Below are 22,944 nucleotides of genomic sequence, written 5' to 3' on the forward strand. Positions count from 1 at the left end.
AAACCCGTGCGTACACCTGAAGCGGCCGGTAAAGGCTCCTTGCGAGGGGCGAAGATGAAGGGATGTGGAAATGTTGTCAACTCACAAAGCTAAAAAAAAATTCATCGAAAAACTGAACTAAATCCTCGGGTTAAGGATCGCAGGCCGCGTATGGTAAGGGACTGCGCGAGTAGTGATGAGCTTTGAGTTATGATTTTTTTCTCGTAAAAACAAGGATTTATCTTGCCCGTTTATCGGTTAGTCAATTTAATATCGGTCAAAATTAAGGTGCGGCAGGCTGTCGCAGAACCGGGGGGCCGTTGGTCGGCTTCATGATGAGTGATGGCCTTCTGCTGCGTAAGTAAACAGTTATGAACCTTTTTATGCCGGTTTATTGACGAATGTCATCGTTTTTTCATAAATAGTACTGTTCATCGGCTGTGCATGCGCCGCGCTTGCAGATAAGGCAGGCTGCGTTCTTCTCGCTGGGTGTTACACTGCCGGCCGCTTTTGTCTTTCTCAGTATGGATACCATGAGTTCACAATCCGAAAATAACCTGCAAACCGCACTCAAAGCCTGTAAAAGCAGCTTCCTTTCGGTCGGTTTCTTCAGCTTCTTCGTCAATGCGCTGATGCTGGTGCCCACCTTCTTCATGATTCAGGTGTCCGGGCGCGTCGTACCTTCCAGCAGCACCTCCACGTTGTTGATGCTTACCCTTATTCTTACCATTCTGGTCGCCACCATGGGTGCGCTGGAGTGGGTGCGCTCACGCATCATGGTGCGTATCAGCAACCGTTTGGATGTGATGCTCAGCCGCGATGTGTATCGGGCCAGCTTCAAGCGCGCACTGAACAGTGGTGGTTCGGACGCCACTGCGCAGTCGTTGAACGATTTGACCGCATTGCGTCAGTTTTTCACCGGTACGGGGCTTTTTGCGTTTTTCGATGCACCATGGTTTCCCATTTATACAGCGGTAATGTTCCTGTTCCATCCTTGGTTCGGTTGGATGACGCTTGGGTGCGGTGTAGCACTCGCGGTCTTGGCGGTGGTCAACCACCGCGTGACCGGCAAGGCGTTGGCCACTGCCAACAAAGAGAACGTCGCCTCTAACGTCATCACCACCAAAACCCTGCGCAATGCCGAAGTCATCGAGTCGATGGGCATGCTTGAAACGCTGATGAATCGCTGGGCCAAGCGCCAGCGCAACATCATGCTGTTGCAGTCAGAGGCAAGCGATAAGGGCGGCGTGGTCACCTCGATTTCCAAGACGTTCCGCACCTGGTCGCAGTCGATCATGCTGGCCATCGGTGCTTACCTGGTAGTGACTCACGAAATCAACCCAGGCCTGCTGATGGCCGGTTCCTTGCTGCTGGGCCGAGCGCTGTCACCCATCGACCAGATGATCGGTAGCTGGAAAGGTTTCGTCGCCGCCAAGGTTCAGTACGACCGCCTGAGCAAGGTGATGGACGACCTCAACAAAGAGCCGGAGCGCATGCCACTGCCTGCCCCGGAAGGCCACATCCAGGTGGAAAACCTGATTGTCGCGCCCCCAGGCGCCAAGGCCCCGGTACTGCGCAGCATCAGCTTCGTGGCGCCAGCCGGCTCCGTCGTCGGCATCGTTGGCCCGAGCGCTGCGGGCAAGTCCACGCTGGTGCGCGCCCTGATGGGCATCTGGCCACCCCAGCACGGCGTGGTGCGCCTGGATGGCGCCGACATCTCGACCTGGGACAAGCAGGCCCTCGGCCCTTACGTCGGCTACCTGCCGCAGGACATCGAGCTGTTCGAAGGCAGCATCAGCGAAAACATCGCCCGCTTCGACAAAGTCGACCCGCAGAAGGTGGTGCAGGCGGCGCAGATGGCCGGTGTGCACGAAATGATCCTGATGCTCCCGGACGGCTACGACACCGTGATTGGTAAGGACGGCGTCAACCTTTCAGGCGGCCAGCGCCAGCGCATCGGCCTTGCCCGTGCCGTTTATGGCAACCCGCGCCTGATCGTGCTCGATGAGCCCAACTCCAACCTGGACGATGTGGGCGAGCGCGCACTGGGCGTAGCCCTGCAAAAGCTCAAGGAAACCGGCGCCACGGTGTTCATCGTGTCGCACCGCCCCAACATCCTCACGCGCCTGGACCGCGTCCTGGTCATGGCTGGCGGCACCATCTCGATGTATGGCGAGCGTGATCGCGTCATCGCCGAGCTGGCCGCACAGCAGGCCAAGGGCCAGCAGCGCGTCGCCCAACCGGCCGCGCCGCAACCTCCGGCCGTCGCGCCCACCGCACCTCGCCCGGCTCCCCCTGCGGCTCCTGCCGCTGCGCCCGTCACCACGACCAGCACTGGCGCATAAAAGGATTTTTTGATGAGCAGCAAAGCAATCACCACGTTCGACCACAATTTCGATGACATGCCCACCTCCGATCGCGGTATTCGCCGCATCGGCCTGACCATCGTTTTCGTTACTTTCGGCATTTTTGGCACCTGGGCTGCCGTCGCCCCGTTGAGCAATGCCGTACACGGTTCCGGCGTTGTCACTGTGCAAAACTACCGCAAGACCGTGCAGCACCTGGAAGGCGGTATCGTCAAGGAACTGTTGGCCCGTGACGGTGACATGGTCAAGCAGGGCGACCCGCTGATCGTGCTGGATGAAGCTCAGCTTAGCTCCGAGTACGAGTCCACCCGTAACCAGCTGATCGTGGCTCGCTATAAAGAAGCGCGCTTGCGCGCCGAGCGCGATGGGTTACAGGCTATCCCGCCTGTAACCATGGACGGCACCGATTCGGACCGGGCCATGGAAGCCCTGGCCGGTGAGCAGCAGGTGTTCAAGGCGCGGCACGATGCGTTGCAAGGCGAGATCTCGGTCAACCGCGAGCGCATCGAGCAGATGAAGCAGCAGATCGCTGGCCTCAACGACATGATCCGCACCAAGCGCAACCTGGAAAAGTCCTACACCGGTGAAATCAAGCAGCTCAAAGAGCTGTTGGCCGAAGGCTTCGTCGACAACCAGCGCCTGCTTGAGCAGGAGCGCAAGCTCGACCTGCTCAAGACCGAAGTGGCCGACCATGAGTCGACCATCACCAAGACCAAGCTGCAGATCGGCGAAACCGAGCTGCAGATCGTGCAGTTGAAGAAGAAATTCGACTCGGATGTGGCCAACGAACTCTCCGAAGTACAGGCCCAGGTGTTCGACCTGCAGGAAAAAGAAGCTGCGCTGCGTGACCGCCTGTCGCGGGTGGTGATCCGCGCACCCGAAAGCGGCATGGTGCTGGACATGAAGGTGCACACCATCGGCGGTGTGGTCAGTGCGGCCACACCACTGCTCGATATCGTCCCGGCCTCTTCGGAGCTGGTGGTCGAAGCCAAGGTCGCGACCAAAGACATCGACCGCCTTGAGCTTGGCAAAACGGCGGATATCCGTTTCAGTGCCTTCAACCAAGCGACAACCCCGGTTATCGAAGGCACGCTGATCCGTATCTCCGCGGATAGCCTGACTGAGGAACGTACGGGTGACCCGTACTATCTGGTCCGGGTTAAGGTCACGGAGGACGGCATGGAAAAACTCGGCAACCGCAAGCTACAACCCGGCATGCCAGCTGATGTCCTGATCAACGCAGGCGACCGCACGATGCTGCAGTACCTGCTGAAACCGGCGCGCAACATGTTCGCTGAATCGCTGATCGAGGAATGATTGTGCTGCGTTTGCTACCTGGTGTTTTGATTTGCATGACCGCCTGGCAGGCGATGGCGGTGGAGTCCCAGGGCGAAATGCCAAAAGGTGTCGCCGCATCGACCTACGCCCTGGACCTCGCAGGGCTCTACCGCGAGGCCCGCCTGGAAGACCCCCGCGTGCTGGCCGCCTACGCCCGGGCGCGTTCGGCGGCTGAGCAGCAGCGTGAAGCCCTGGGTGGTTTGCTGCCGCAGGTGTCGGCCAACGCTAACTCCAGCCGCGTGTTGCGCAAGAATGAACTGTCGCGCGACATCTATAACAACGAAAGTTACTCGCTCAGCCTGACCCAGTACCTGTACAACAAGCCGGCCTGGGAGCGTTACCAGAAGTCCAAGAGCGTCAAGGCCCAGAAAGGCCAGCAGGCCGAGGATACCTTGGCCGAAGCGACCGTCGACCTGGCCAAGCGCTACTTCGTTGCTTTGGCGGCAGACGATGAGCTGGCGCTGGTGCAGGCCGAGCGCCGCGCCACGCAAAAGAACCTCGACCGCGTCAGCATGATGTTCGACCGGCAGATGGCCAAGATCACCGACAAGCTCGACATGCAGGCGCGTGTCGACTCGCTGGCGGCGCAAGAGGTCGACGCACGCAACCAGGTGCAGGTCAGCCGTGAGGCACTGGCCGAAATTGTCGGGCGGCCGATCAACGAACCGCTGAGTCGGGTGCGTAATGATGTGGCACTGCAGGCGCCGACGCGCCCGCTGCAAAGCTGGATTACCCAGGCGGTTGAAACCAACCCGATGCTCAAGGCTTCGCAAAGCGGCGCCGAGGCCGCCAATGCTGCGGTGCGCGAGGGCAAGGGCGAGCATTATCCTCAGCTGTCCCTGAGCTTGAGTGCACAGCAGAGTGACCAGGGTTACGACAATACCCAGGCGCCGCGCAGCGACAGTTATGTGGCCACGTTCGGGGTGAAAATCCCGATCTATAGCGGCGGTTCCACCTCTGCCCGGGTGCGTGGGCTGTATGACGAGCAACTGGCGGCCGAAGAGCAGATGGAAGGTGTGCGCCGCCAAGTGGTTAAAGAAACCACCACGGCGTACCTCACTGCCCAGTCCAGTGTCGAGAAGATCCGCGCCAACCGTAATGCCTTGTCCTCGGCGCAGAAGTCCAGCGTTGCCGCGCAAAAGGCGTTCACCTACGGCGTGGTCAACGCCGTGGATGTGCTGACGGCCGTACAGAACGAGTTCAAGGCGCGGCGTGATCTGTTGAGGTCGCAATACGATTTCATCACTAACCTGTTCCTGCTCAATCGCTGGGCAGGGGAGTTGAACCAGGAAAGCGTGGACAACGTCAACGTGTGGTTGAGCCCGGTGCCTGAGACCAGCCTGCCTGGTGGCGATGTGGCGCGTGTTGATGGCGCGGCTGCGCTGAATTGAACGGTGGAGGGGGCCAGCGCCGCCCGCGCGGCGCTCGCTCTCACAGGCCCTGCAAAATCCCTCGCCAGGCACCTGCGCCCACCAACCACGCCTACCGCCGAGGCAAAAATTACCCGCTACCCAACACAAGCTTTTTCTGAGTCGAGCACTTCGCCCAACAGATGTATACTCCGTCATCGAACCTTAACGTGCGCGCGGCAGGAACAGCCCGCGCCGGTCTAATAATCACACATGCCCGCACGGCACTATCGGAGTTGGTTAAGTCGCATGAAAGCAATCGTCACTGGGATCACTGGTCAAGACGGCGCCTACCTGGCGGAACTGCTGCTGGAAAAGGGCTACACGGTCTATGGCACCTACCGTCGCACCAGCTCGGTCAACTTCTGGCGCATTGAGGAACTGGGGATCCACACCAACCCCAACCTGCACCTGGTCGAGTACGACCTCACCGACCTGTCGGCCAGCATCCGCCTGCTGCAAACCACCGAAGCCACCGAGGTGTACAACCTCGCTGCGCAAAGCTTCGTTGGCGTGTCGTTCGAACAGCCGCTGACCACCGCCGAAATCACCGGCCTGGGCGCGGTCAACCTGCTCGAAGCCATCCGCATCGTTAACCCGAAAGTGCGCTTCTACCAGGCCTCCACCTCCGAAATGTTCGGCAAGGTGCAGGAAATCCCGCAGGTAGAAACCACCCCGTTCTACCCGCGCAGCCCTTACGGCGTGGCCAAGCTGTACGCTCACTGGATGACCATCAACTACCGTGAGTCGTACAACATCTTCGCCACCAGCGGCATCCTGTTCAACCACGAGTCGCCCCTGCGCGGCCGTGAGTTCGTGACCCGCAAGATCACCGATTCGGTAGCCAAGATCAAACTCGGCCTGCTCGACAAGCTGGAACTGGGCAACCTCGACGCCAAGCGCGACTGGGGCTTTGCCAAGGAATACGTCGAAGGCATGTGGCGCATGCTGCAGGCTGAGGTGCCAGACACCTTCGTACTGGCCACCAACCGTACTGAAACCGTTCGTGACTTCGTTACCATGGCCTTCAAGGCCGCCGGCATCGAAATCAACTGGAGCGGCAAGGACGAGGCAGAGCAGGGTACCTGCGCCGCTTCCGGCAAGGTGCTGGTCGTGATCAACCCGAAATTCTACCGCCCTGCCGAAGTGGAGCTGCTGATCGGCAACCCGGCCAAGGCCAAGGAAGTACTGGGTTGGGAGCCAAAAACCAGCCTGGAAGAGCTGTGCCGCATGATGGTCGAAGCCGACCTGCGTCGTAACGAAAAAGGGTTCTCGTTCTGATGCAAATGGCCAGTAAACGCGCGCTTATCACAGGGATTCAGGGTTTCACCGGCCGCTACATGGCGGCCGAGTTGCGAGCCAGTGGCTATGAAGTAGTCGGTACGGGCAGCCAGGTGCTGGATGCCCCGGACTACCACCAGGTCGACCTTACCGACGGCCCGGGCCTGCGTGCGTTGCTGGCCGAAGTGCAGCCGGATGTCATCGTGCATCTGGCTGCCATTGCGTTTGTCGGGCACGGCGCAGCCGATGCGTTCTACCAGGTCAACCTGGTAGGCACGCGCAACCTGCTCGAAGCCATCGCAGCCTGCGGCAAGGCACCGGACTGTGTGCTGATTGCCAGCAGTGCCAACGTATATGGCAATGTTTCCGAAGGGATGCTGGGCGAGCAGACGCCGCCGGCGCCCGCCAATGATTACGCGGTCAGCAAGCTGGCCATGGAATACATGGCGCGGTTGTGGTTCGACCGCCTGCCAATCGTCATCACGCGCCCCTTCAATTACACAGGTGTTGGGCAGGCAGAAAACTTCCTGCTGCCCAAGATCGTTTCGCACTTCAGCCGCAAGGCAGGCACCATCGAACTGGGCAACCTCGACGTATGGCGCGATTTCAGCGACGTACGTGCGGTGGTGCAGGCTTACCGCGGGCTGATCGAAGCGCGCCCGCTGGGGCAGACGGTGAACGTCAGCTCCGGGCAAACCCATTCGCTGCGCGAAGTCATCGCTAAATGCTCGGCCATTACCGGGCACCAGATCGACGTGCAGGTGAACCCGGCCTTTGTCCGCGCCAACGAGGTCAAGACCTTGTGCGGCGACAACAGCCTGCTGCGTAGCCTGGTACCCGGCTGGCAAACCCCGACACTGGATGAAACCCTGGGTTGGATGCTTGCGGGTAAATGAAGCTCATCCTTTCCGTCGAGCCGATCCGCTTCCCGCTGACCGGCATTGGGCGCTATACCTACGAACTGGCGTCGCGGCTGCAGAAAAGTAGCGAGATCACCGACCTGCAGCTGTTTGCCGGGCGGCGCTTCCTGCCAGGCCTGCCCCAGCCTTCGGACCAGTCCGATGCCGTGCATGGCCTCAAGCGTTTCGTGCAGAAGAACGCCTTGGCGGTCGAAGCGTATCGCCGGCTGATGCCCTTTTTGCGCAAGCGGGCGTTGCAGGGCTATGAAGAATTCATCTACCACAGCCCCAATTACTACCTGCCGCCCTTCGCCGGCCGCAGTGTGGCGACCTTCCACGACTTGTCACCGTTCACCTGGGCGCACTGCCATGCGCCGCAGATTGCGCGTTACCTGCAAAAAGAGCTCATGCTTACGCTGGAGCGCGCCGATGCGTTGATCACCGATTCGCATTACACCCGTCAGGAGCTGGCCGATTACTTTGCCTGGCCCATCGAGCGCATCCATGCGGTGCCGCTGGCCAGCTCGCCGGAGTTCTACCCGCGTAGCCCCGAAATGCTCCGCGAAACCCTTGCCCGTCATGGCCTGGAGCCAGGCGGTTACAGCCTGTTCGTGGGCACCATCGAGCCACGCAAGAACATCGAAACCTTGCTGGACGCCTACGGCAGGTTACCGCTGGCGCTGCGCCAGCGCTGGCCGCTGATGCTTACCGGCTACCACGGTTGGCGCAGCGAAGCGATCCACGCCCGCATCGCCCAGGCGCAGCAGCAGGGCTGGGCCCGTTACCTGGGTTTCGCTGCCGCCCAAGACCTGCCGTTGCTGTTTGCCGGGGCCCGGTTGTTCACCTTCCCCTCGCATTACGAAGGGTTCGGTTTGCCCGTGCTCGAAGCCATGAGCTCCGGGGTGCCAGTGGTGTGTTCCAACAGCTCGTCGCTGCCTGAAGTGGCAGGCCAGGCCGCCTTGATGTGCGCGCCCGATGACGTGGACGGCCTGACGGCGCTGTTGCAGCGCGGGCTTGAGGATCAAGCCTGGCGCGCGGCCGCCGTAGAGCAGGGGCTGCGCCATGCCGGCGGGTTTTCGTGGGAGCGCTGCACGCAAGCCACCCTCGAGGTTTACCGCAAAGTCAGGGAAGGGCAATGATCAAGGTTCTGCATTTTTTCAAGACCTACTACCCCGACTCCATGGGCGGTATCGAGCAGGTCATTTTCCAGATCGCCGAAGGTTGCCGAGCCGAAGGTATCGATTCGCAAGTGCTCTACCTCAGCAACCGCGGGGCGGCGCGCAACCAGCCGGTGGCCAACCACCTGGCCCACCGCGCCAAGCTTGACCTGCACCTAGCCTCTACCGGCTTCTCGCTGTCGGCGCTCAAAGACTTCACCGAGCTGGCCAGGGAGGCGGATATCGTGCATTACCATTTCCCCTGGCCGTACATGGACCTTGTGCATTTCATGGCACGGGTGAACAAGCCGTCTGTGGTGAGCTACCACTCGGATATCGTCAAGCAGAAGTGGTTGCTCAAACTCTACCAGCCGTTGATGCACCGGTTTTTCCAGAGCGTGGACCGGGTTGTCGCCTCATCGCCCAACTATGCCGCGCATAGCCCGGTGCTGACGCGCTTCAAAGACAAGGTCTCGATCATCCCCTATGGCCTGGACCGGTCGACCTACCCCAAGGCATCCGCGCAAAAGCTGGCGTACTGGCGCGCGCGGTTGGGTGAGCGGTTTTTCCTGTTCGTCGGCGCGTTGCGCTACTACAAGGGCCTTGACTATTTGCTGCAGGCCGCAAAACTCAATGGCTTGCCAGTGGCGATCATGGGCGGGGGCTTCCTTGAAGGGCAGCTTAAGCAGCAGGCAGCCGAACTGGGTTTGGAAAATGTGCACTTTCTCGGCGGGCTGCCCGATGAAGACAAAGCCGCGCTGCTGGAGCTGTGCTACGGCTTCGTGTTCCCGTCGCACCTGCGCTCCGAGTCGTTCGGCATTTCGCTGCTGGAGGCTGCCATGTATGGCAAGCCGCTGATTTCCTGTGAAATGGGCTCGGGTACCACGTTCATCAACCTGGCCGATCAGACCGGGCTGGTGGTGCCGCCCCGGGATGCCACGGCGCTCGCACAGGCCATGCAGCGCCTGTGGGACGCCCCAGCCATGGCCCAGGCCATGGGGGCCAAGGCGTTGCAGCGCTATGAAGAGGTGTTTACCGCGCCTTTGATGGCCGCCTCTTACGCCGAACTTTACCGTAGCCTGTTACAAGGCAGGCAAGGCCACGCCTGATTCCCAGGGGGCCGGCTGCCCGTGCACTAATGTTACGCCTGCGGGCTGGATGTTCACTCATGGATAGACAAACCATTCTTGTCACCGGCGCCAGCGGTTTTGTCGGCAGCGCGCTCTGCCGCAGGCTGGCGTCAATAGGTGTTTACGCCCCTCGGGCGGCTTTGCGCCATGCTGGGACGGGGCCGGCGGACATACCGGCGGTCACCGTAGGCGACCTGGCCGCCACGACCGATTGGCGTGAAGCTCTGGCCGGCGTCGATGCCGTGGTGCACGCCGCCGCGCGCGTGCATGTGATGAAAGAAACCGCCGCTGACAGCCTGGCCGCGTTCCGTCGGGTGAATGTCGAGGGCACGCTCAACCTCGCCCGGCAAGCCGCCGCGGCAGGCGTACGGCGCTTCGTGTTCATCAGCTCGGTCAAGGTCAACGGCGAGGCCAGTATTGCAGGCCGGCCCCTGCGCGCCGATGACGCGGCCATGCCACTGGATGCCTACGGCATTTCCAAACATGAAGCGGAGCAGGCGTTGTGCCAGCTAGCCGTGGCCACCGGGATGGAGGTTGTGATTATCCGGCCGGTGCTGGTCTATGGCCCTGGGGTCAAAGCCAACTTCCACAGCATGATGCGCTGGGTGCAGCGCGGGGTGCCTTTGCCGCTGGGGGCTGTCGACAACCGGCGTAGCCTGGTCTCGGTGCAAAACCTCGTGGATCTTGTGGTTACCTGCATCGATCACCCACAGGCCCGTAACCAGACCTTCATGGCCAGCGATGGTGAGGATGTTTCCTTGAGCGAGCTCTTGCGTGCCCTGGGGCGTGCGCTCGGCCGCCCGGCGCGGCTGTTGCCGGTGCCCCCGGCCTTGCTCCAGCGCGCCGCCAATCTGCTCGGCCGGCACGACCTGGCCCAGCGTTTGCTCGGGTCGTTGCAGGTGGACATTGCCAAGAATCAGCAGCTGCTGGGCTGGCGCCCCCCGTTTACCTTGCAGCAGGGGCTTGACGCCACCGCCCGCTCTTTTCTGGAAACCCACCGCCCATGATCTGGCTGATTATCGCTGCTGGTCTCATTTCCCTAGCCCTGACCGCAGGGCTTCGGCGTTACGCGCTGGCGCGCAGCTTGCTGGACATCCCCAATGCGCGCAGTTCGCACACCTTGCCCACGCCACGCGGTGGCGGCCTGGCGTTCGTCATCACATTCCTGGCCGCCCTGCTGGTGCTGGGGTGGAGCGGGGTGGTCGCAGTCGGGTTGCTGGTCGGCCTGCTCGGGGCCGGGGGGCTGGTTGCGCTGATCGGCTTCATGGATGACCACGGGCACATCGCCGCACGCTGGCGCTTGCTCGGCCACTTTGTGGCGGCCGCCTGGGGGTTGTACTGGTTGGGGGGCATGCCTGCCATCACGCTGTTCGGCCTGCCGCTGGGCATTGCCTGGCTAGGCGCCATCCTCGCCGCGTTGTACCTGGTCTGGTTGCTGAACCTCTACAACTTCATGGATGGCATCGACGGTATTGCCAGTATCGAGGCCATTTGCGTGTGCCTGGGCGGTTGCCTGCTCTACGCGATTACCGGCAACCCACAGGCGATTGCCTTGCCGTTGCTGCTGGCAGCGACGGTGGCGGGTTTCCTGGCCTGGAACTTCCCCCCGGCGCGCATATTCATGGGCGATGCCGGCAGTGGTTTCCTGGGTATCGTGCTGGGCCTGCTGGCATTGCAGGCAGCCTGGATAAACCCGCTATTATTCTGGGGGTGGTTAATACTTATGGGTGTGTTCGTGGTGGATGCCACGTTCACATTGGGGCGGCGCCTGTTGCGGGGCGAAAAAGTCTATGAAGCCCATCGCAGCCATGCCTACCAGTATGCGTCGCGGCAATACGGCAGCCATCTGCCCGTCAGCCTGGCGGTGGCGGCCATCAATATCGGCTGGTTGCTGCCCGTGGCTGCAGCCGTGCTGCTGTTCAAGCTTGATGGCGCGACGGGAACCTTGATTGCCTACGCGCCTCTTACACTGCTGGCGATCAAGTATCGCGCAGGCAAACGCGAATAACATGGCCAGAATGGACTGGGGCATATGTGGCTTAGGAGAACCGGATGAGTGACGCGAACAAAGACAGGGTGCGCCAGTACCTGGTGAACCTGTCCCGGCGTCAGAAGCGCCTGATACAGGTGTGCACCGACGTCGTGCTTATCTGGTTTGCACTGTGGCTGTCGTTCATCGTGCGCCTGGGCATCGATGAAATGTACAACCCCATCATCGAACACACCTGGCTGTTCCTGGCTGCGCCGGTCGTGGCCATTCCGCTGTTCATCCGCTTTGGCATGTACCGCGCGGTGATGCGCTACTTCGGCAATGACGCGCTGGTTGCCATCATCAAGGCGGTCACCTTGTCCTCCTTGATACTGGCTGTGGTGGTCTATTGGTACAGCAACCATCAGGTCATCGTGCCGCGTTCGATCATTTTCAATTACTGGTGGCTGAGCCTGGTCATCATGGGCGGCTTGCGCCTGATCATGCGCCAGTATTTTCTGGGCGACTGGTTCAGCGGTGCTCATCAAATCCCTTTTACCAACCGCGATGATGGCCAGGTCAAAGTTGCCATTTACGGCGCAGGCACGGCCGGCAACCAGTTGCTGGCGGCATTGCGCATGGGGCGTGTGATGCGCCCCGTGGCCTTCATTGACGATGACGGCGACCTGGCCAACCGGGTCATTTCCGGCCTGCAGGTGTACAAGCCCAAGCACCTTGAACAGATGATCAAAGAAACCGGCGCCCAGGAAATCCTCCTGGCGCTGCCAACCGCTTCACGTGCGCGGCGCAAAGAGATCCTTGCCTTCCTCGAACCGTACCCGTTGCATGTGCGCAGTGTGCCGGCGTTTGCCGACCTGGCCAGTGGCCGGGTAAAGGTCGATGACATCCAGGATGTCGACATTGCCGACTTGCTGGGCCGCGACCCGGTGCCGGCGCAGGATGAACTGCTTTGGCGCTGCAACAAGAAGCGTACCGTGCTGGTGACCGGCGCGGGCGGCTCGATCGGCTCCGAGCTGTGCCGGCAGATCATCGGGCTGGAGCCCAAGACCCTGCTGCTGTTCGACCACAGTGAATTCAACCTGTACAGCATCCTCACCGAGCTTGAGCAGCGCATTACGCGCGAGTCGCTGGCGGTGCAGTTGTTGCCGATTCTGGGTTCGGTGCGTAACCAGCAGCACCTGGCCGATGTGATGAGCACCTGGCGGGTGGACACCGTGTATCACGCGGCGGCCTACAAGCACGTGCCAATGGTCGAGCACAACGTGGCCGAAGGCATCCTCAACAATGTGTTCGGCACGCTGTGCACGGCGCAGGCCGCGCTGCAGACGGGGGTGGCCAACTTTGTGCTGATCTCCACCGACAAGGCCGTACGCCCGACCAACGTGATGGGCAGCTCCAAGCGGTTGTCCGAGTTGATCCTGCAGGCGCTGAGCCGCGAAGCGGCGCCGGTGATGTATGGCGACAGCAGCAAGATTTCCCGGGTGAATAAAACCCGCTTCACCATGGTGCGCTTTGGCAATGTGCTGGGCTCTTCCGGTTCTGTGATTCCGTTGTTCCATCAGCAGATCAAAGCCGGTGGCCCGCTGACGGTGACCCACCCCAAGATCACCCGCTATTTCATGACCATCCCCGAGGCTGCGCAGCTGGTGGTGCAGGCGGGGGCCATGGGGCAGGGCGGCGATGTGTTCGTGCTGGACATGGGCGAGCCGGTAAAAATCGTCGAGCTGGCAGAAAAGATGGTCCACCTGTCGGGCTTCAGTGTGCGCAGCCCGGATAACCCGCACGGTGACATTGCCATCGAGTTCAGCGGGCTACGGCCCGGCGAGAAGCTTTATGAAGAGTTGCTGATTGGCGATGACGTCTCCCCAACGGCGCACCCGATGATCATGGCGGCCAACGAAGACTTCATCGCCTGGGACGTATTGCGCGAGCGCTTGGCCATGCTGTTCAAGGCCGTGGCCGAAGATGACTTCACCCGCGTGCGGCAACTGCTGCGCGAACTGGTCAGCGGCTACTCGCCAGAGGGTGACATTGTCGACTGGGTTTACCAGCAGCAGCGTCGGGACCGCTAGCCCTGGCCTTGCTCTTTCAACGCGCTGGGCGCCTTCCTACAGCTGACGCCATTGTGTGCTGTCAGCTGTTGAATTTGGTAACCAATCGGTTGATCAGCGTGCTTTCTCAGTGGCCTTCGAGCCGTTAGTTTTACCGGGCAGCCAAGGAAACGCTGCCTCGTAAACTTTCTCGAAGGAGTGTCCGCAATGCGTAATACCGTTCTTTCCTACCTGTTCCTGCCACTGTTCGCTGGTCTTTCCATGGCGGCAAGCGCCGCGCCGGCGGCCAACGTAATGATGGCCGAGCCGGCACCTGTGGTGGCTCAAGCGGCGGCCGCGGCTGGCCGGCTGAACTTGAACCGTGCAGATGCAATCACCTTGCAGCAGGGGCTCAACGGCATCGGCAAGGCCAAGGCTGAAGCGATCGTCGCCTACCGGGATGCCCACGGGCCGTTCGCGTCGGTGGACGAGTTACTGGAGATCAAAGGCATCGGCAATGCGCTGCTCGAGCGCAATCGCGACAAGTTGACGGTGGAGTAGGGGCGTGGGCTTCCGCTAGCTCGTCCTGATTGTGCTAGCGCCCTTGAGTTCGAGCGCCGCCCGCGCGGCGCTCGGTCCATACCCCAGCCCTAGCGGTCCTGCGCATCCTTGGCATCCGCCTCGGCATTGCGCTCGTGTACCTTCTTCAACTGCTCATCGGTCAAGGGCAGCTTCTTCGCCGTATCGCGCAACATCATCAGCCCGCCCACGATCGAGCCAAGGGCTAAGATGAGTATCAGCCAGGCGTACCAAGGCATGGGGTTATCTCCTGTGATCGCACGCAACGTGGCGTGTATGCATGTTGAGCAATGGCCGTATTCGTTGGTTCAATTATAGGAGCCGGGCGTGGCTTGGCCAAATCTCGTGACCCGCGGGCCCCAAAGCCTGGGCCACTTCGTTTACAATGCGCGCCGTTTACGACTTGCCAAGAGACCCCGACCATGTCCGCCTGCCAGACGCCCCTGATCGTCGCCCTGGATTTCCCCACCCGTGACGCCGCCCTGAAACTGGCCGACCAGCTCGACCCTGCCCTGTGCCGGGTTAAAGTTGGCAAGGAGCTGTTCACCAGCAGCGCGTCCGGCATTGTCGAGTCCCTGTGCGCGAAGGGCTTCGAGGTGTTCCTGGACCTCAAGTTCCACGATATCCCCAACACCACCGCCATGGCCGTGAAGGCTGCCGCCGAAATGGGCGTGTGGATGGTAAACGTGCACTGCTCCGGCGGCCTGCGCATGATGTCGGCCTGCCGCGAAGTGCTGGCCAAGCGTAGCGGCCCGCAGCCACTGCTCATCGGCGTGACCGTACTGACCAGCATGGAGCGTGAAGACCTGGCCGGCATCGGCCTGGACATCGAACCGCAAGAGCAGGTGCTGCGCCTGGCGGCGCTGGCCGAGAAGGCCGGCATGGACGGGCTGGTGTGCTCGGCACTGGAAGCGCCGGCGCTCAAGGCTGCGCACCCGTCGCTGCAGTTGGTAACCCCGGGCATTCGCCCCGCTGGCAGCGCGCAAGATGACCAACGCCGCATTCTGACCCCGCGCCAGGCTTTGGATGCCGGCTCGGATTACCTGGTGATCGGCCGCCCGATCAGCCAGGCGGCAGACCCCGCCCAAGCCTTGGCAGCAGTGGTGGCTGAGATCCGCAGCTGATACCTGCAGCCGCTTCAAAGCAACCTTTCAATATGGGTGGCGTTCAGCGAGCCCTACGATCCTTACATTGGAATGCAGGGCTCACACTGAACATTCCCGTTTGCCAGAGGATGCTAGATGTCAATTGATGTGTCGATACAGTCGCCGGCTCAACGCTGGGCAGGCATGATCACGCGCTATGTGTTGCCGCTGGGCTGGCTGGCGCTGCTGACCGGGATGTTCTGGGCGTGGGACCGCTCGCTGTATCACAAGCTTTTTTACCTGCTGCTTGCCGCGCCCACCTTGATCGTCCTGATCCTGCAGCCACGGCAGGCCAAGGCGTTGTTTGGCAACCCGCTGTTCATTGCCTTCCTGGTGTTCTCTGCCTACACCCTGCTGAGTATTGCCTGGTCCGACACGGAAAACTCGGTCGGCAGCTTGCTCAAGCGGCCGTTGTACATCGCCATGGTGTTGCTGTCGGCCGGCCTCATCAGCTTGCAGTCACCGTCGCAGCTTCACCAGTGTGTGCGCCTGGCTGCCCTGTTTGCCGCAGTGGCCGCTGGTGGTTCGCTGATCTACTTCTTGGGTTGGCAGGCGGCTGAGGGTGGGCGCCTGGATGGCTACGGCGCACTCTATAACCCCTTGCTGACTGCCCATGTGTTCGGCGCTTTCGCTGCTATATGGCTGGCGACCTGGTTCCAGACGCGCGGCGCGCTCAACATCCTGGCACTTGCCTGCCTGGCGGTACTGGGCATGGCCATCCTGGCCACGGGCTCGCGCACGCCGTTGATCGGGCTGGCGGCTGCACTGGGCTGGTTGCTGATCGTGGGTGACCGGCGCCACGGCTTGATCGCAATGGCGGCCGTGGCCCTGGCCTTGGTCGGGGTTGCGGTGCTCTACCCTGAAGCGATCACCCAGCGTGGCGTGTCCTACCGCCCCGAAATCTGGATGGAATCGCTGCGCCAGATCGGTGAACACCCCTGGCTTGGCCATGGTTACGACGCCCCGATGACGGTGATCATTCCAGGCCTTGAGCAGACGCTGGCCGACCCGCACAACATCGAGTTGGGCGTGCTGTATGCCGGTGGGGTCGTGGGCTTGGTGCTCTGGTTGGTGCTCTACGGCCTGGCCATGCGCTTTTGCTGGGCTTACCGCCAGCACCCAGGGGTTACGCTTGCGGCAACCTGGCTGATCTTCGGCTTTGCGTCAGGGCTGACCGAAGGCAGCGCCTTCATGTCACGCCCGAAAGAGCATTGGTTCCTGATCTGGATGCCAATGGCCGTGGTCTACGCCCAGTGGCTGATACACCGGGCCGGTAAAAAGCCCGCTTAAGACCAGAGCAGCCGCCACAGGCCACGCAAGGTCTTTCTGTTCCAGTACTTGAGCGGGATATCAGCCAGGATCTCCCGCGTCAGTTGCTTGTCGCGGTTGGCGTACTTGAGCACCATGGAGTTGCGGAACTTCATGCACACCTGCTCGTACTGCGGGTGGTCTTTGAAGTGTGCGTAGGTCTTGAGCACGTTGTCGACCATGAAGCGGCCGTTCTTGAAGGTGTTGGTCGGGTGGTCGCGGTACTGCGCCAGCACCTCGCCCAGCACGTCGATGTAGTAACCGGCCCGTGCGATCGACAGTTCTATGTACACGTCTTCCAGGCGGATATCGGCATTGAAGCCACCGACCTTCTCCAGGGCTTCGCGGCGCAGCATCAGGGTGGCAGCCATGGGGCCTGGCTTGCGGTCCAGCCACAGGTCGTCGAAGTCCAGGCGGCGGAAGGGCAGGTTGCGTTTACGCTGTTCGCGCGCGCCCATCACCTTGCCGTCATGGTCGATGGTTTCGATGTTGGCCGAACAGATGCCTACTTCAGGCTTGCCGTGCATGTACTCCACCTGGGTGGCGATACGGTGGGGCAGCATGATGTCGTCTGAGCCGAAAGGCACGATCAGGTCGCCCTTGGCGCGTGCAATCGCGTCGTTCAGGGTACGCGCCAGGCCTTGGTTGGCCTGGAAGCGCAGATCGAAGCCGTGTTGTGCCTGCAGCCGCTTGAGCACTGCAGGGCTGTCGTCCTTGGAACCATCGTCCACTACTAGAAGTTCGATGTTCTTGTAGGTCTGGTTGACGACGCTGTTGATGCTGGCTTCGATGTAACGCGCGTGGTTGTAGGACGCGATGATCACTGTCACCAACGGTGTGTCAGTAACGCCGTGATTCTGAGAAACCATTTCAAACCCCTAGCTTTGATCCATGTCGTGTGACGCTTCTATGCAGACTAGCTGCTCGTTTTCCAAAACGGTGCCAATTCAGCATCTTATGCAGGTATTTGTCATTCTAAAGGAAGGGGGATGCGAGGGATACTTCAGGCATCGTGGAGCAGGGTGCGATGGATACGGAGAGGCATAGATCCACTCGTTAATTCAGAAGTTTCCTACGAATCAGGACTGGTGGCGCCCAGCCTGAGGAAATACCCTACACGTTCTGTCGACACGCGTCTGATTGTTCCTGAAACCGCTGCCCATTAGCCTCTTTGGGTCGCTGTCGGTTCAGCGATCGGGTGTGGAAACCCGCCAAAAGCATTTCGGGTTTGTCGTGTAATGGCGGCTGTACCCGGAAGGCCTCGTGCCTACCGAGTTTTCCTGAATGCACTCGGGTTTCCACTCCGTGTACAGCTGCCACCCTTCCTGTGGAAACGGAAGAGGCAGACTCAAGCGTTCAGGAGTTGCTCATGAAAAAAATCGTCCCCGATCCACCCCATAATTTCGACCTTCCCTCCGACAAGACCCTCTCCAGCGCCATCAGCGAGCGCATCGTGCCAATCGATCACGTGGTCATGAACGTCACCCATTACCTGATGCTGGCCTACAACCACTGCCACATGGCCCTCTACGCAATCGAGGATGAGGCCACCCGTGAGTTGATGGTAAACGGGCTGCGGGCCATGCAGATTGCCTGGGGGCAGTCGGATGCGCTGTCGCTGGCCTTGGAGCGTACTAACGGCCTGCATTGAGGGGAATACGGCAATGACTACAGACGTTACCCATGTCACAGCAGGTGTGACCACGTTTTTTCAGGGTGAGCACCAGAGCCATCCCTTGTTCCGCATCGAGCCGGGTATACCTTGCCAGGATGCCCGTGAGCAGGCTTCGGAGTTGATGGGGTATGTGCGCGAGCTGACCATCGTTGGGCTGATGGATGAGAAGCCGATGATGATCTGGGCTTCGCATTACCTGAGCGCGATGGCCAAGGCGCTGATGGATGATGCTGAGTTGGGGATGAGGGGCTGAGGCTGCCTGTCACAGAATCTTCGGGCACTCGGTTTCCGTTACACCGCAATACCCAAGCCAAACCCTGAATGCCAACAAAAAGGGCCGGTACACTCGCGCGTACCGGCCCATTCAAATCACGTAAAAGCGACTCAACCAATAACCAGCGGCGGGAACGACTTCACCAGGTCATCCAGCGCTTTGATCTGCGCCAGGAACGGCTCCAGCTTGTCCAGCGGCAGGGCGCTTGGGCCGTCGCACTTGGCCTGGTCCGGGTTCGGGTGAGCTTCCAGGAACAGGCCAGCCAGGCCAACGCCCATGCCGGCACGGGCCAGGTCAACCACCTGCTCACGGCGGCCACCAGAAGCAGCACCCGAAGGGTCACGGTTCTGCAGGGCGTGGGTCACGTCGAAAATGATCGGCAGGTCATCGCAGGTGCGCTTCATCACACCAAAGCCCAGCATGTCCACAACCAGGTTGTCGTAGCCCATGCAGGTGCCGCGGTCGCACAGGATCAACTGGTCGTTACCTGCTTCCTTGAACTTCTGCACGATGTTCTGCATCTGCGAAGGGCTCAGGAACTGCGGCTTCTTGATGTTCACCGGTTTGCCAGTCTTGGCCAGCGCCACCACCAGGTCGGTCTGGCGGGCCAGGAAGGCAGGCAGCTGCAGCACGTCGACCACTTCGGCCACTGGGGCGCACTGGTAGATCTCGTGCACGTCGGTGATGATCGGTACACCGAACTCGGCTTTTACTTTCTCGAAGATGCGCAGGCCTTCTTCCATGCCTGGGCCACGGTAGGAGTGGATCGAGGAACGGTTGGCCTTGTCGAAGCTTGCCTTGAACACATAAGGAATGCCCAGCTTCTCGGTTACCCGCACGTATTCGGCGCAGGCGGTAAGGGCCAGGTCCTCGGACTCAAGGACGTTGATACCGCCGAACAGCACGAACGGGGCGGCGTTGGAACATTCGATGTTCTGGGTAATCTTGATCATTTTCTACTCTATGAAGTCTGGGGTAGCCATGGCGCTCTACCAACGACTTTCGAGTACACCGCTGGTGAAGATTTCGCGGCGCTCCAGGCGCCCGATTTCCTCATGCTTGGCAAGCGCGTACACCCGGTTGAAGGCGGCGCGTTGCACATCAGGGAAGTACTCGGCCAGTGCGCATTCTACCGCAGCATCATAGTCCGCTTCGGTTATATAGCGATAAATTTCTCGGTAGTAGAAAAAGCCGAACTGAAAACCCAAGGTTTCGCTCGGGTAGGCCGTGGGCCCGGAGAAGCTGTTTTCCAGGTCGATGGCCTGCGCTTGTCCTTTCTCCGGGAGCATGACGTTGGCCGCCCACAGGTCCATGTGCGTGACACCCTGGCAGTGCAGGGCATGCAGCAGTTCGAAGGCGGCCGCGATCACCCGGTGCACGGTTTCGGGCTTTTGGCGCACTGTTGCCAACCCATCCTCGTGCCCGCTCAGCAACTCTGTGATGAGGAAAAAGTCCTGCATCAGGCCGAACCGGGAGCGGCTGTAGCCATAGCCGACCAGCCTGGGCACCCGCGCACCCCGCCTGGCTGCTTCGCGGGTGTTGATCAGTTCTTCGAGGGACCAGTCATACATGCCGTTGCGCTTGGGCAGGCCACGCTGCATGCGCAGCTTCTTTTTCAGCGAATCGAGCTTTTCACGTTTGGTGAACAGCAGGCTTTGGGAGCATTGCAGCGGTGCGCTTACCCGCTTGGCACTGGCGGTCTGCTCGATCAGTCGTTCGAAGGCTTGCCGGGTGTGTGCGGCAATGGGGGCCTGAAGATGCAAGGTGGTGCTGCGATGGCGCAGGGTATGGGGATATTCGTTTTGCCAGATCTGTGAATCGCCAACCACACCCTCGTTCCTTGTAGTATCAAAGAGCCATACATATTGGCGTTTAATACTACAGTTTTTTCACATTTTTCCTACAAGTTCTTAACGATACTTAACATGGAAATATGTTATGGGGCCGCACAGGCGGCCCCTTTTTTTCAAACCTTCAACACCAGCTTGCCAAAGTTTTCCCCACTGAACAGCTTGAGCAGGGTTTCTGGGAACGTCTCCAGCCCCTCCACCACATCCTCCTTGCTCTTGACCTTGCCACTGGCCAGCCAGCCGGCGATTTCCTGCGCGGCCTTGCCGTACTCCTTGGCGTGGTCCATCACCACGAACCCTTCCATGCGCGCACGGTTTACCAGCAGCGCCAGGTAGTTGGCCGGGCCTTTGACTGCTTCCTTGTTGTTGTACTGGCTGATCGCCCCGCAGATCACGATGCGGGCCTTAAAGTTGATGCGGGTGAGCACGGCGTCGAGGATCTCACCACCGACGTTGTCGAAGTACACGTCAACGCCCTTGGGGCATTCGCGCTTCAGGCCGGCCAGCACGTCTTCGGCCTTGTAGTCGATGACGCCGTCGAACCCCAGTTCATCCTTGAGGTACTGGCATTTCTGCGCGCCGCCGGCAATGCCGACGACGCGGCAGCCTTTGATCTTGGCAATCTGGCCGACGATGCTGCCTACGGCGCCGGCAGCACCGGAGATGACCACGGTGTCACCCTCTTTTGGCTGGCCGACGTCGAGCAGGGCGAAGTAGGCGGTCATGCCGGTCATGCCCAGGGCTGACAGGTAGCGGGGCAGGGGGGCAAGGTTGGGGTCGATCTTGTGCATGCCCTGGGGTTCGCCGGTGAAGTAGTCCTGCACGCCGAGGGCGCCGCTGACATGGTCGCCGGGTTTGAAGTCGGGGTGGTTGGAGGCCACCACTTCGCCTACGCCCAGGGCGCGCATTACCTGGCCGAGTGCCACGGGCGGGATGTACGACTTGCCTTCATTCATCCAGCCGCGCATGGCCGGGTCCAGCGACAGGTACAGGTTGCGTACCTGGATCTGACCCTCGCCGGGGGCATCGGCGGGCACCGTCTCGAAGGTGAAATCGTCACGGCGTACGGCGCCGGTCGGGCGTTTGGCCAGCAGGAAGCGGCGGTTGTTCTGGGTCATGGCGGGATCCTTGTGGGCAGGGAGCAGAAAGGTCAATTTAACGTGGTGATGACAGCAGGTCTGCAAAATCACTGGTAAGCATGATAGCCCAACCGCTGGCTTGATGATGCTGCCCAGTGGGTTGGCAGGCTGACTAGACTCTGAGCGCAGAAGCCAAAGGCTGCTGCACCCCCTTGTGGTAGCCGCGCTTTCCTGCACTCATGATTGGAGCATTCGATGAGCATGACCTTTTCCGGCCAGGTAGCACTGGTCACTGGCGGTGCGGCGGGTATCGGCCGGGCGACGGCACTGGCGTTTGCCCGTGAGGGCCTCAAAGTGGTGGTGGCCGACCTCGACCCGGTCGGTGGAGAGGGCACCGTGGCGTTGATCAAAGATGCCGGTGGCCAGGCGCTGTTCGTGGCCTGTGATGTGACCCGTGACGCTGATGTGCGCCGGCTGCATGAGCAGGTCATCCAGGCCTACGGTCGCCTGGACTATGCCTACAACAATGCCGGTATCGAAATCGAGCAGGGCCGCCTGGCTGAGGGCAGCGAGGCTGAGTTCGACGCCATCATGGGCGTCAACGTCAAAGGGGTGTGGCTGTGCATGAAGTACCAGCTGCCGCTGTTGCTGGCCCAGGGCGGCGGGGCGATCGTCAATACTGCCTCGGTGGCAGGCTTGGGCGCGGCGCCGAAGATGAGCATCTACAGCGCGTCCAAGCACGCGGTGATCGGCCTGACCAAATCGGCGGCCATCGAATATGCCAAGAAGCGCATCCGGGTGAATGCGGTGTGCCCAGCGGTGATCGATACCGACATGTTCCGCCGCGCCTACGAGGCCGACCCACGCAAGGCCGAGTTCGCCGCCGCGATGCACCCGGTCGGGCGCATCGGCAAGGTCGAGGAAATCGCCAGTGCGGTGTTGTACCTGTGCAGTGATGGAGCTGCGTTCACTACCGGGCACAGCCTTACGGTGGACGGTGGGGCCACGGCTATTTGAAAAGGGGCCCTGCGCCGACGGGGCGATGGTACGGAGTTTGATTTCTCTGTGATAGGGTTGGGGCAAGAACTGGATCGTTGGTGACCGGTCTTACGATGAAGTCACTTCATCTAAGGACAGCAATGAAGCATTTAGTTTTGTTCTTGGCCATCGTGGCGATCGCAGGGTGCGCGGCAACTGCCAAGACTGAGATGAGAAAAGGCCGCAAGGGCTTGCATATCAATTGCTCGGGCCTCTCGTCATCGTGGGACAAGTGCTATAGCAAGGCGGCGCAGTCCTGTGGGGCCCGTGGTTACAAAGTTGTCGCCCGCTCGACCAGTGACGATGAGGAGGAAGGGGACTTCCTGTTCGGCATAAACCCTGCGGGTTATACCAGCCGTAGCATGATCGTCATCTGCAAATGATGCCTGGGCGGGTCATTTTCCGGTGGCGTGCCCA

General features: G+C 60.8%; 22 protein-coding genes. 17 read left to right on the forward strand and 5 right to left on the reverse strand.

Annotated elements, in window-relative coordinates; genetic code table 11:
- Positions 1 to 512: 512 nt before the first annotated feature.
- From JET17_RS07105 to JET17_RS07155, 11 genes are all read left to right on the forward strand, one after another.
- Complete coding sequence (locus tag JET17_RS07105; protein WP_012313317.1) at positions 513 to 2,324, forward strand: type I secretion system permease/ATPase; 1,812 nt, start codon at positions 513 to 515, stop codon at positions 2,322 to 2,324.
- Positions 2,325 to 2,336: 12 nt separating this feature from the next.
- A complete protein-coding gene (locus JET17_RS07110; protein ID WP_012313318.1) occupies positions 2,337 to 3,662 on the forward strand; it encodes an HlyD family type I secretion periplasmic adaptor subunit in 1,326 nt (441 codons plus the stop codon).
- Positions 3,659 to 5,074 carry a TolC family outer membrane protein gene (locus JET17_RS07115; RefSeq protein WP_012313319.1) on the forward strand — a complete coding sequence of 472 codons (1,416 nt, stop codon included), beginning with the start codon at positions 3,659 to 3,661 and terminating at the stop codon, positions 5,072 to 5,074. Before JET17_RS07110 ends, JET17_RS07115 begins: the two co-directional genes overlap by 4 nt.
- A gap of 267 nt (positions 5,075 to 5,341) precedes the next feature.
- Complete coding sequence (gene gmd, locus JET17_RS07120) at positions 5,342 to 6,373, forward strand: GDP-mannose 4,6-dehydratase (RefSeq protein ID WP_012313320.1); 1,032 nt, start codon at positions 5,342 to 5,344, stop codon at positions 6,371 to 6,373.
- Positions 6,373 to 7,269, forward strand: coding sequence for a GDP-mannose 4,6-dehydratase (locus JET17_RS07125; protein ID WP_012313321.1), 897 nt, complete (start codon positions 6,373 to 6,375; stop codon positions 7,267 to 7,269). Before gmd ends, JET17_RS07125 begins: the two co-directional genes overlap by 1 nt.
- Positions 7,266 to 8,411: a glycosyltransferase family 4 protein gene (locus JET17_RS07130; RefSeq protein ID WP_012313322.1), complete on the forward strand. Its 1,146-nt coding sequence runs from the start codon at positions 7,266 to 7,268 to the stop codon at positions 8,409 to 8,411. Before JET17_RS07125 ends, JET17_RS07130 begins: the two co-directional genes overlap by 4 nt.
- A complete protein-coding gene (locus tag JET17_RS07135; protein ID WP_012313323.1) occupies positions 8,408 to 9,538 on the forward strand; it encodes a glycosyltransferase family 4 protein in 1,131 nt (376 codons plus the stop codon). The genes JET17_RS07130 and JET17_RS07135 overlap by 4 nt, the downstream gene beginning before the upstream one ends.
- 59 nt (positions 9,539 to 9,597) lie before the next feature.
- Positions 9,598 to 10,566, forward strand: a complete 969-nt coding sequence (locus JET17_RS07140; RefSeq protein ID WP_012313324.1) for a UDP-glucose 4-epimerase family protein — start codon at positions 9,598 to 9,600, stop codon at positions 10,564 to 10,566.
- Positions 10,563 to 11,567, forward strand: a complete 1,005-nt coding sequence (locus tag JET17_RS07145; RefSeq protein WP_012313325.1) for an MraY family glycosyltransferase — start codon at positions 10,563 to 10,565, stop codon at positions 11,565 to 11,567. The genes JET17_RS07140 and JET17_RS07145 overlap by 4 nt, the downstream gene beginning before the upstream one ends.
- A 44-nt stretch (positions 11,568 to 11,611) precedes the next feature.
- Positions 11,612 to 13,621: a polysaccharide biosynthesis protein gene (locus JET17_RS07150; RefSeq protein WP_012313326.1), complete on the forward strand. Its 2,010-nt coding sequence runs from the start codon at positions 11,612 to 11,614 to the stop codon at positions 13,619 to 13,621.
- Between the two features lie 186 nt (positions 13,622 to 13,807).
- A complete protein-coding gene (locus tag JET17_RS07155; protein ID WP_012313327.1) occupies positions 13,808 to 14,140 on the forward strand; it encodes a ComEA family DNA-binding protein in 333 nt (110 codons plus the stop codon).
- Between the two features lie 89 nt (positions 14,141 to 14,229).
- Here JET17_RS07155 and JET17_RS07160 read toward each other — a convergent pair whose 3' ends face one another.
- Entirely contained in the window at positions 14,230 to 14,397 is a 168-nt protein-coding gene (locus tag JET17_RS07160; protein WP_012313328.1) for a DUF2897 family protein, read from the reverse strand.
- Between the two features lie 183 nt (positions 14,398 to 14,580).
- Between JET17_RS07160 and pyrF the strand changes: the two genes are divergently transcribed.
- Both pyrF and JET17_RS07170 read left to right on the forward strand, forming a co-directional pair.
- The gene (pyrF, locus tag JET17_RS07165) at positions 14,581 to 15,282 is read left to right on the forward strand and encodes an orotidine-5'-phosphate decarboxylase (RefSeq protein WP_012313329.1); all 702 of its coding nucleotides are present in this window, start codon (positions 14,581 to 14,583) and stop codon (positions 15,280 to 15,282) included.
- Between the two features lie 117 nt (positions 15,283 to 15,399).
- Complete coding sequence (locus JET17_RS07170) at positions 15,400 to 16,593, forward strand: O-antigen ligase family protein (RefSeq protein ID WP_012313330.1); 1,194 nt, start codon at positions 15,400 to 15,402, stop codon at positions 16,591 to 16,593.
- On the opposite strand, the gene JET17_RS07175 is transcribed toward JET17_RS07170, so the two are convergent.
- A complete protein-coding gene (locus JET17_RS07175; RefSeq protein ID WP_012313331.1) occupies positions 16,590 to 17,480 on the reverse strand; it encodes a glycosyltransferase family 2 protein in 891 nt (296 codons plus the stop codon). The two genes, JET17_RS07170 and JET17_RS07175, sit on opposite strands and share 4 nt — an antisense overlap.
- A gap of 500 nt (positions 17,481 to 17,980) precedes the next feature.
- On the opposite strand from JET17_RS07175, the gene JET17_RS07180 reads away from it, so the two are divergent.
- Together JET17_RS07180 and JET17_RS07185 are read left to right on the forward strand one after the other, a co-directional pair.
- Entirely contained in the window at positions 17,981 to 18,262 is a 282-nt protein-coding gene (locus tag JET17_RS07180; protein WP_012313332.1) for a hypothetical protein, read from the forward strand.
- Between the two features lie 13 nt (positions 18,263 to 18,275).
- Complete coding sequence (locus JET17_RS07185) at positions 18,276 to 18,539, forward strand: DUF3077 domain-containing protein (RefSeq protein ID WP_012313333.1); 264 nt, start codon at positions 18,276 to 18,278, stop codon at positions 18,537 to 18,539.
- A 131-nt stretch (positions 18,540 to 18,670) separates the two neighbouring features.
- Here JET17_RS07185 and kdsA read toward each other — a convergent pair whose 3' ends face one another.
- From kdsA to JET17_RS07200, 3 genes are all read right to left on the reverse strand, one after another.
- Positions 18,671 to 19,513, reverse strand: a complete 843-nt coding sequence (gene kdsA, locus JET17_RS07190) for a 3-deoxy-8-phosphooctulonate synthase (protein ID WP_012313334.1) — start codon at positions 19,511 to 19,513, stop codon at positions 18,671 to 18,673.
- 36 nt (positions 19,514 to 19,549) lie between these two features.
- Positions 19,550 to 20,389 carry a lipopolysaccharide kinase InaA family protein gene (locus JET17_RS07195; protein WP_012313335.1) on the reverse strand — a complete coding sequence of 280 codons (840 nt, stop codon included), beginning with the start codon at positions 20,387 to 20,389 and terminating at the stop codon, positions 19,550 to 19,552.
- A 137-nt stretch (positions 20,390 to 20,526) separates the two neighbouring features.
- On the reverse strand, positions 20,527 to 21,528 hold the full coding sequence (locus JET17_RS07200) for an NADP-dependent oxidoreductase (protein WP_012313336.1): 1,002 nt from the start codon (positions 21,526 to 21,528) through the stop codon (positions 20,527 to 20,529).
- Positions 21,529 to 21,744: 216 nt separating this feature from the next.
- Here JET17_RS07200 and JET17_RS07205 point away from each other — a divergent pair, with 216 nt between their 5' ends.
- Complete coding sequence (locus JET17_RS07205) at positions 21,745 to 22,506, forward strand: SDR family oxidoreductase (protein ID WP_012313337.1); 762 nt, start codon at positions 21,745 to 21,747, stop codon at positions 22,504 to 22,506.
- A 122-nt stretch (positions 22,507 to 22,628) separates the two neighbouring features.
- Positions 22,629 to 22,910, forward strand: coding sequence for a hypothetical protein (locus JET17_RS07210; RefSeq protein ID WP_012313338.1), 282 nt, complete (start codon positions 22,629 to 22,631; stop codon positions 22,908 to 22,910).
- The last annotated feature ends 34 nt before the right edge of the window (positions 22,911 to 22,944 follow it).

The organism is Pseudomonas putida, assembly GCF_016406145.1.
Lineage (GTDB): Bacteria > Pseudomonadota > Gammaproteobacteria > Pseudomonadales > Pseudomonadaceae > Aquipseudomonas > Aquipseudomonas putida_E.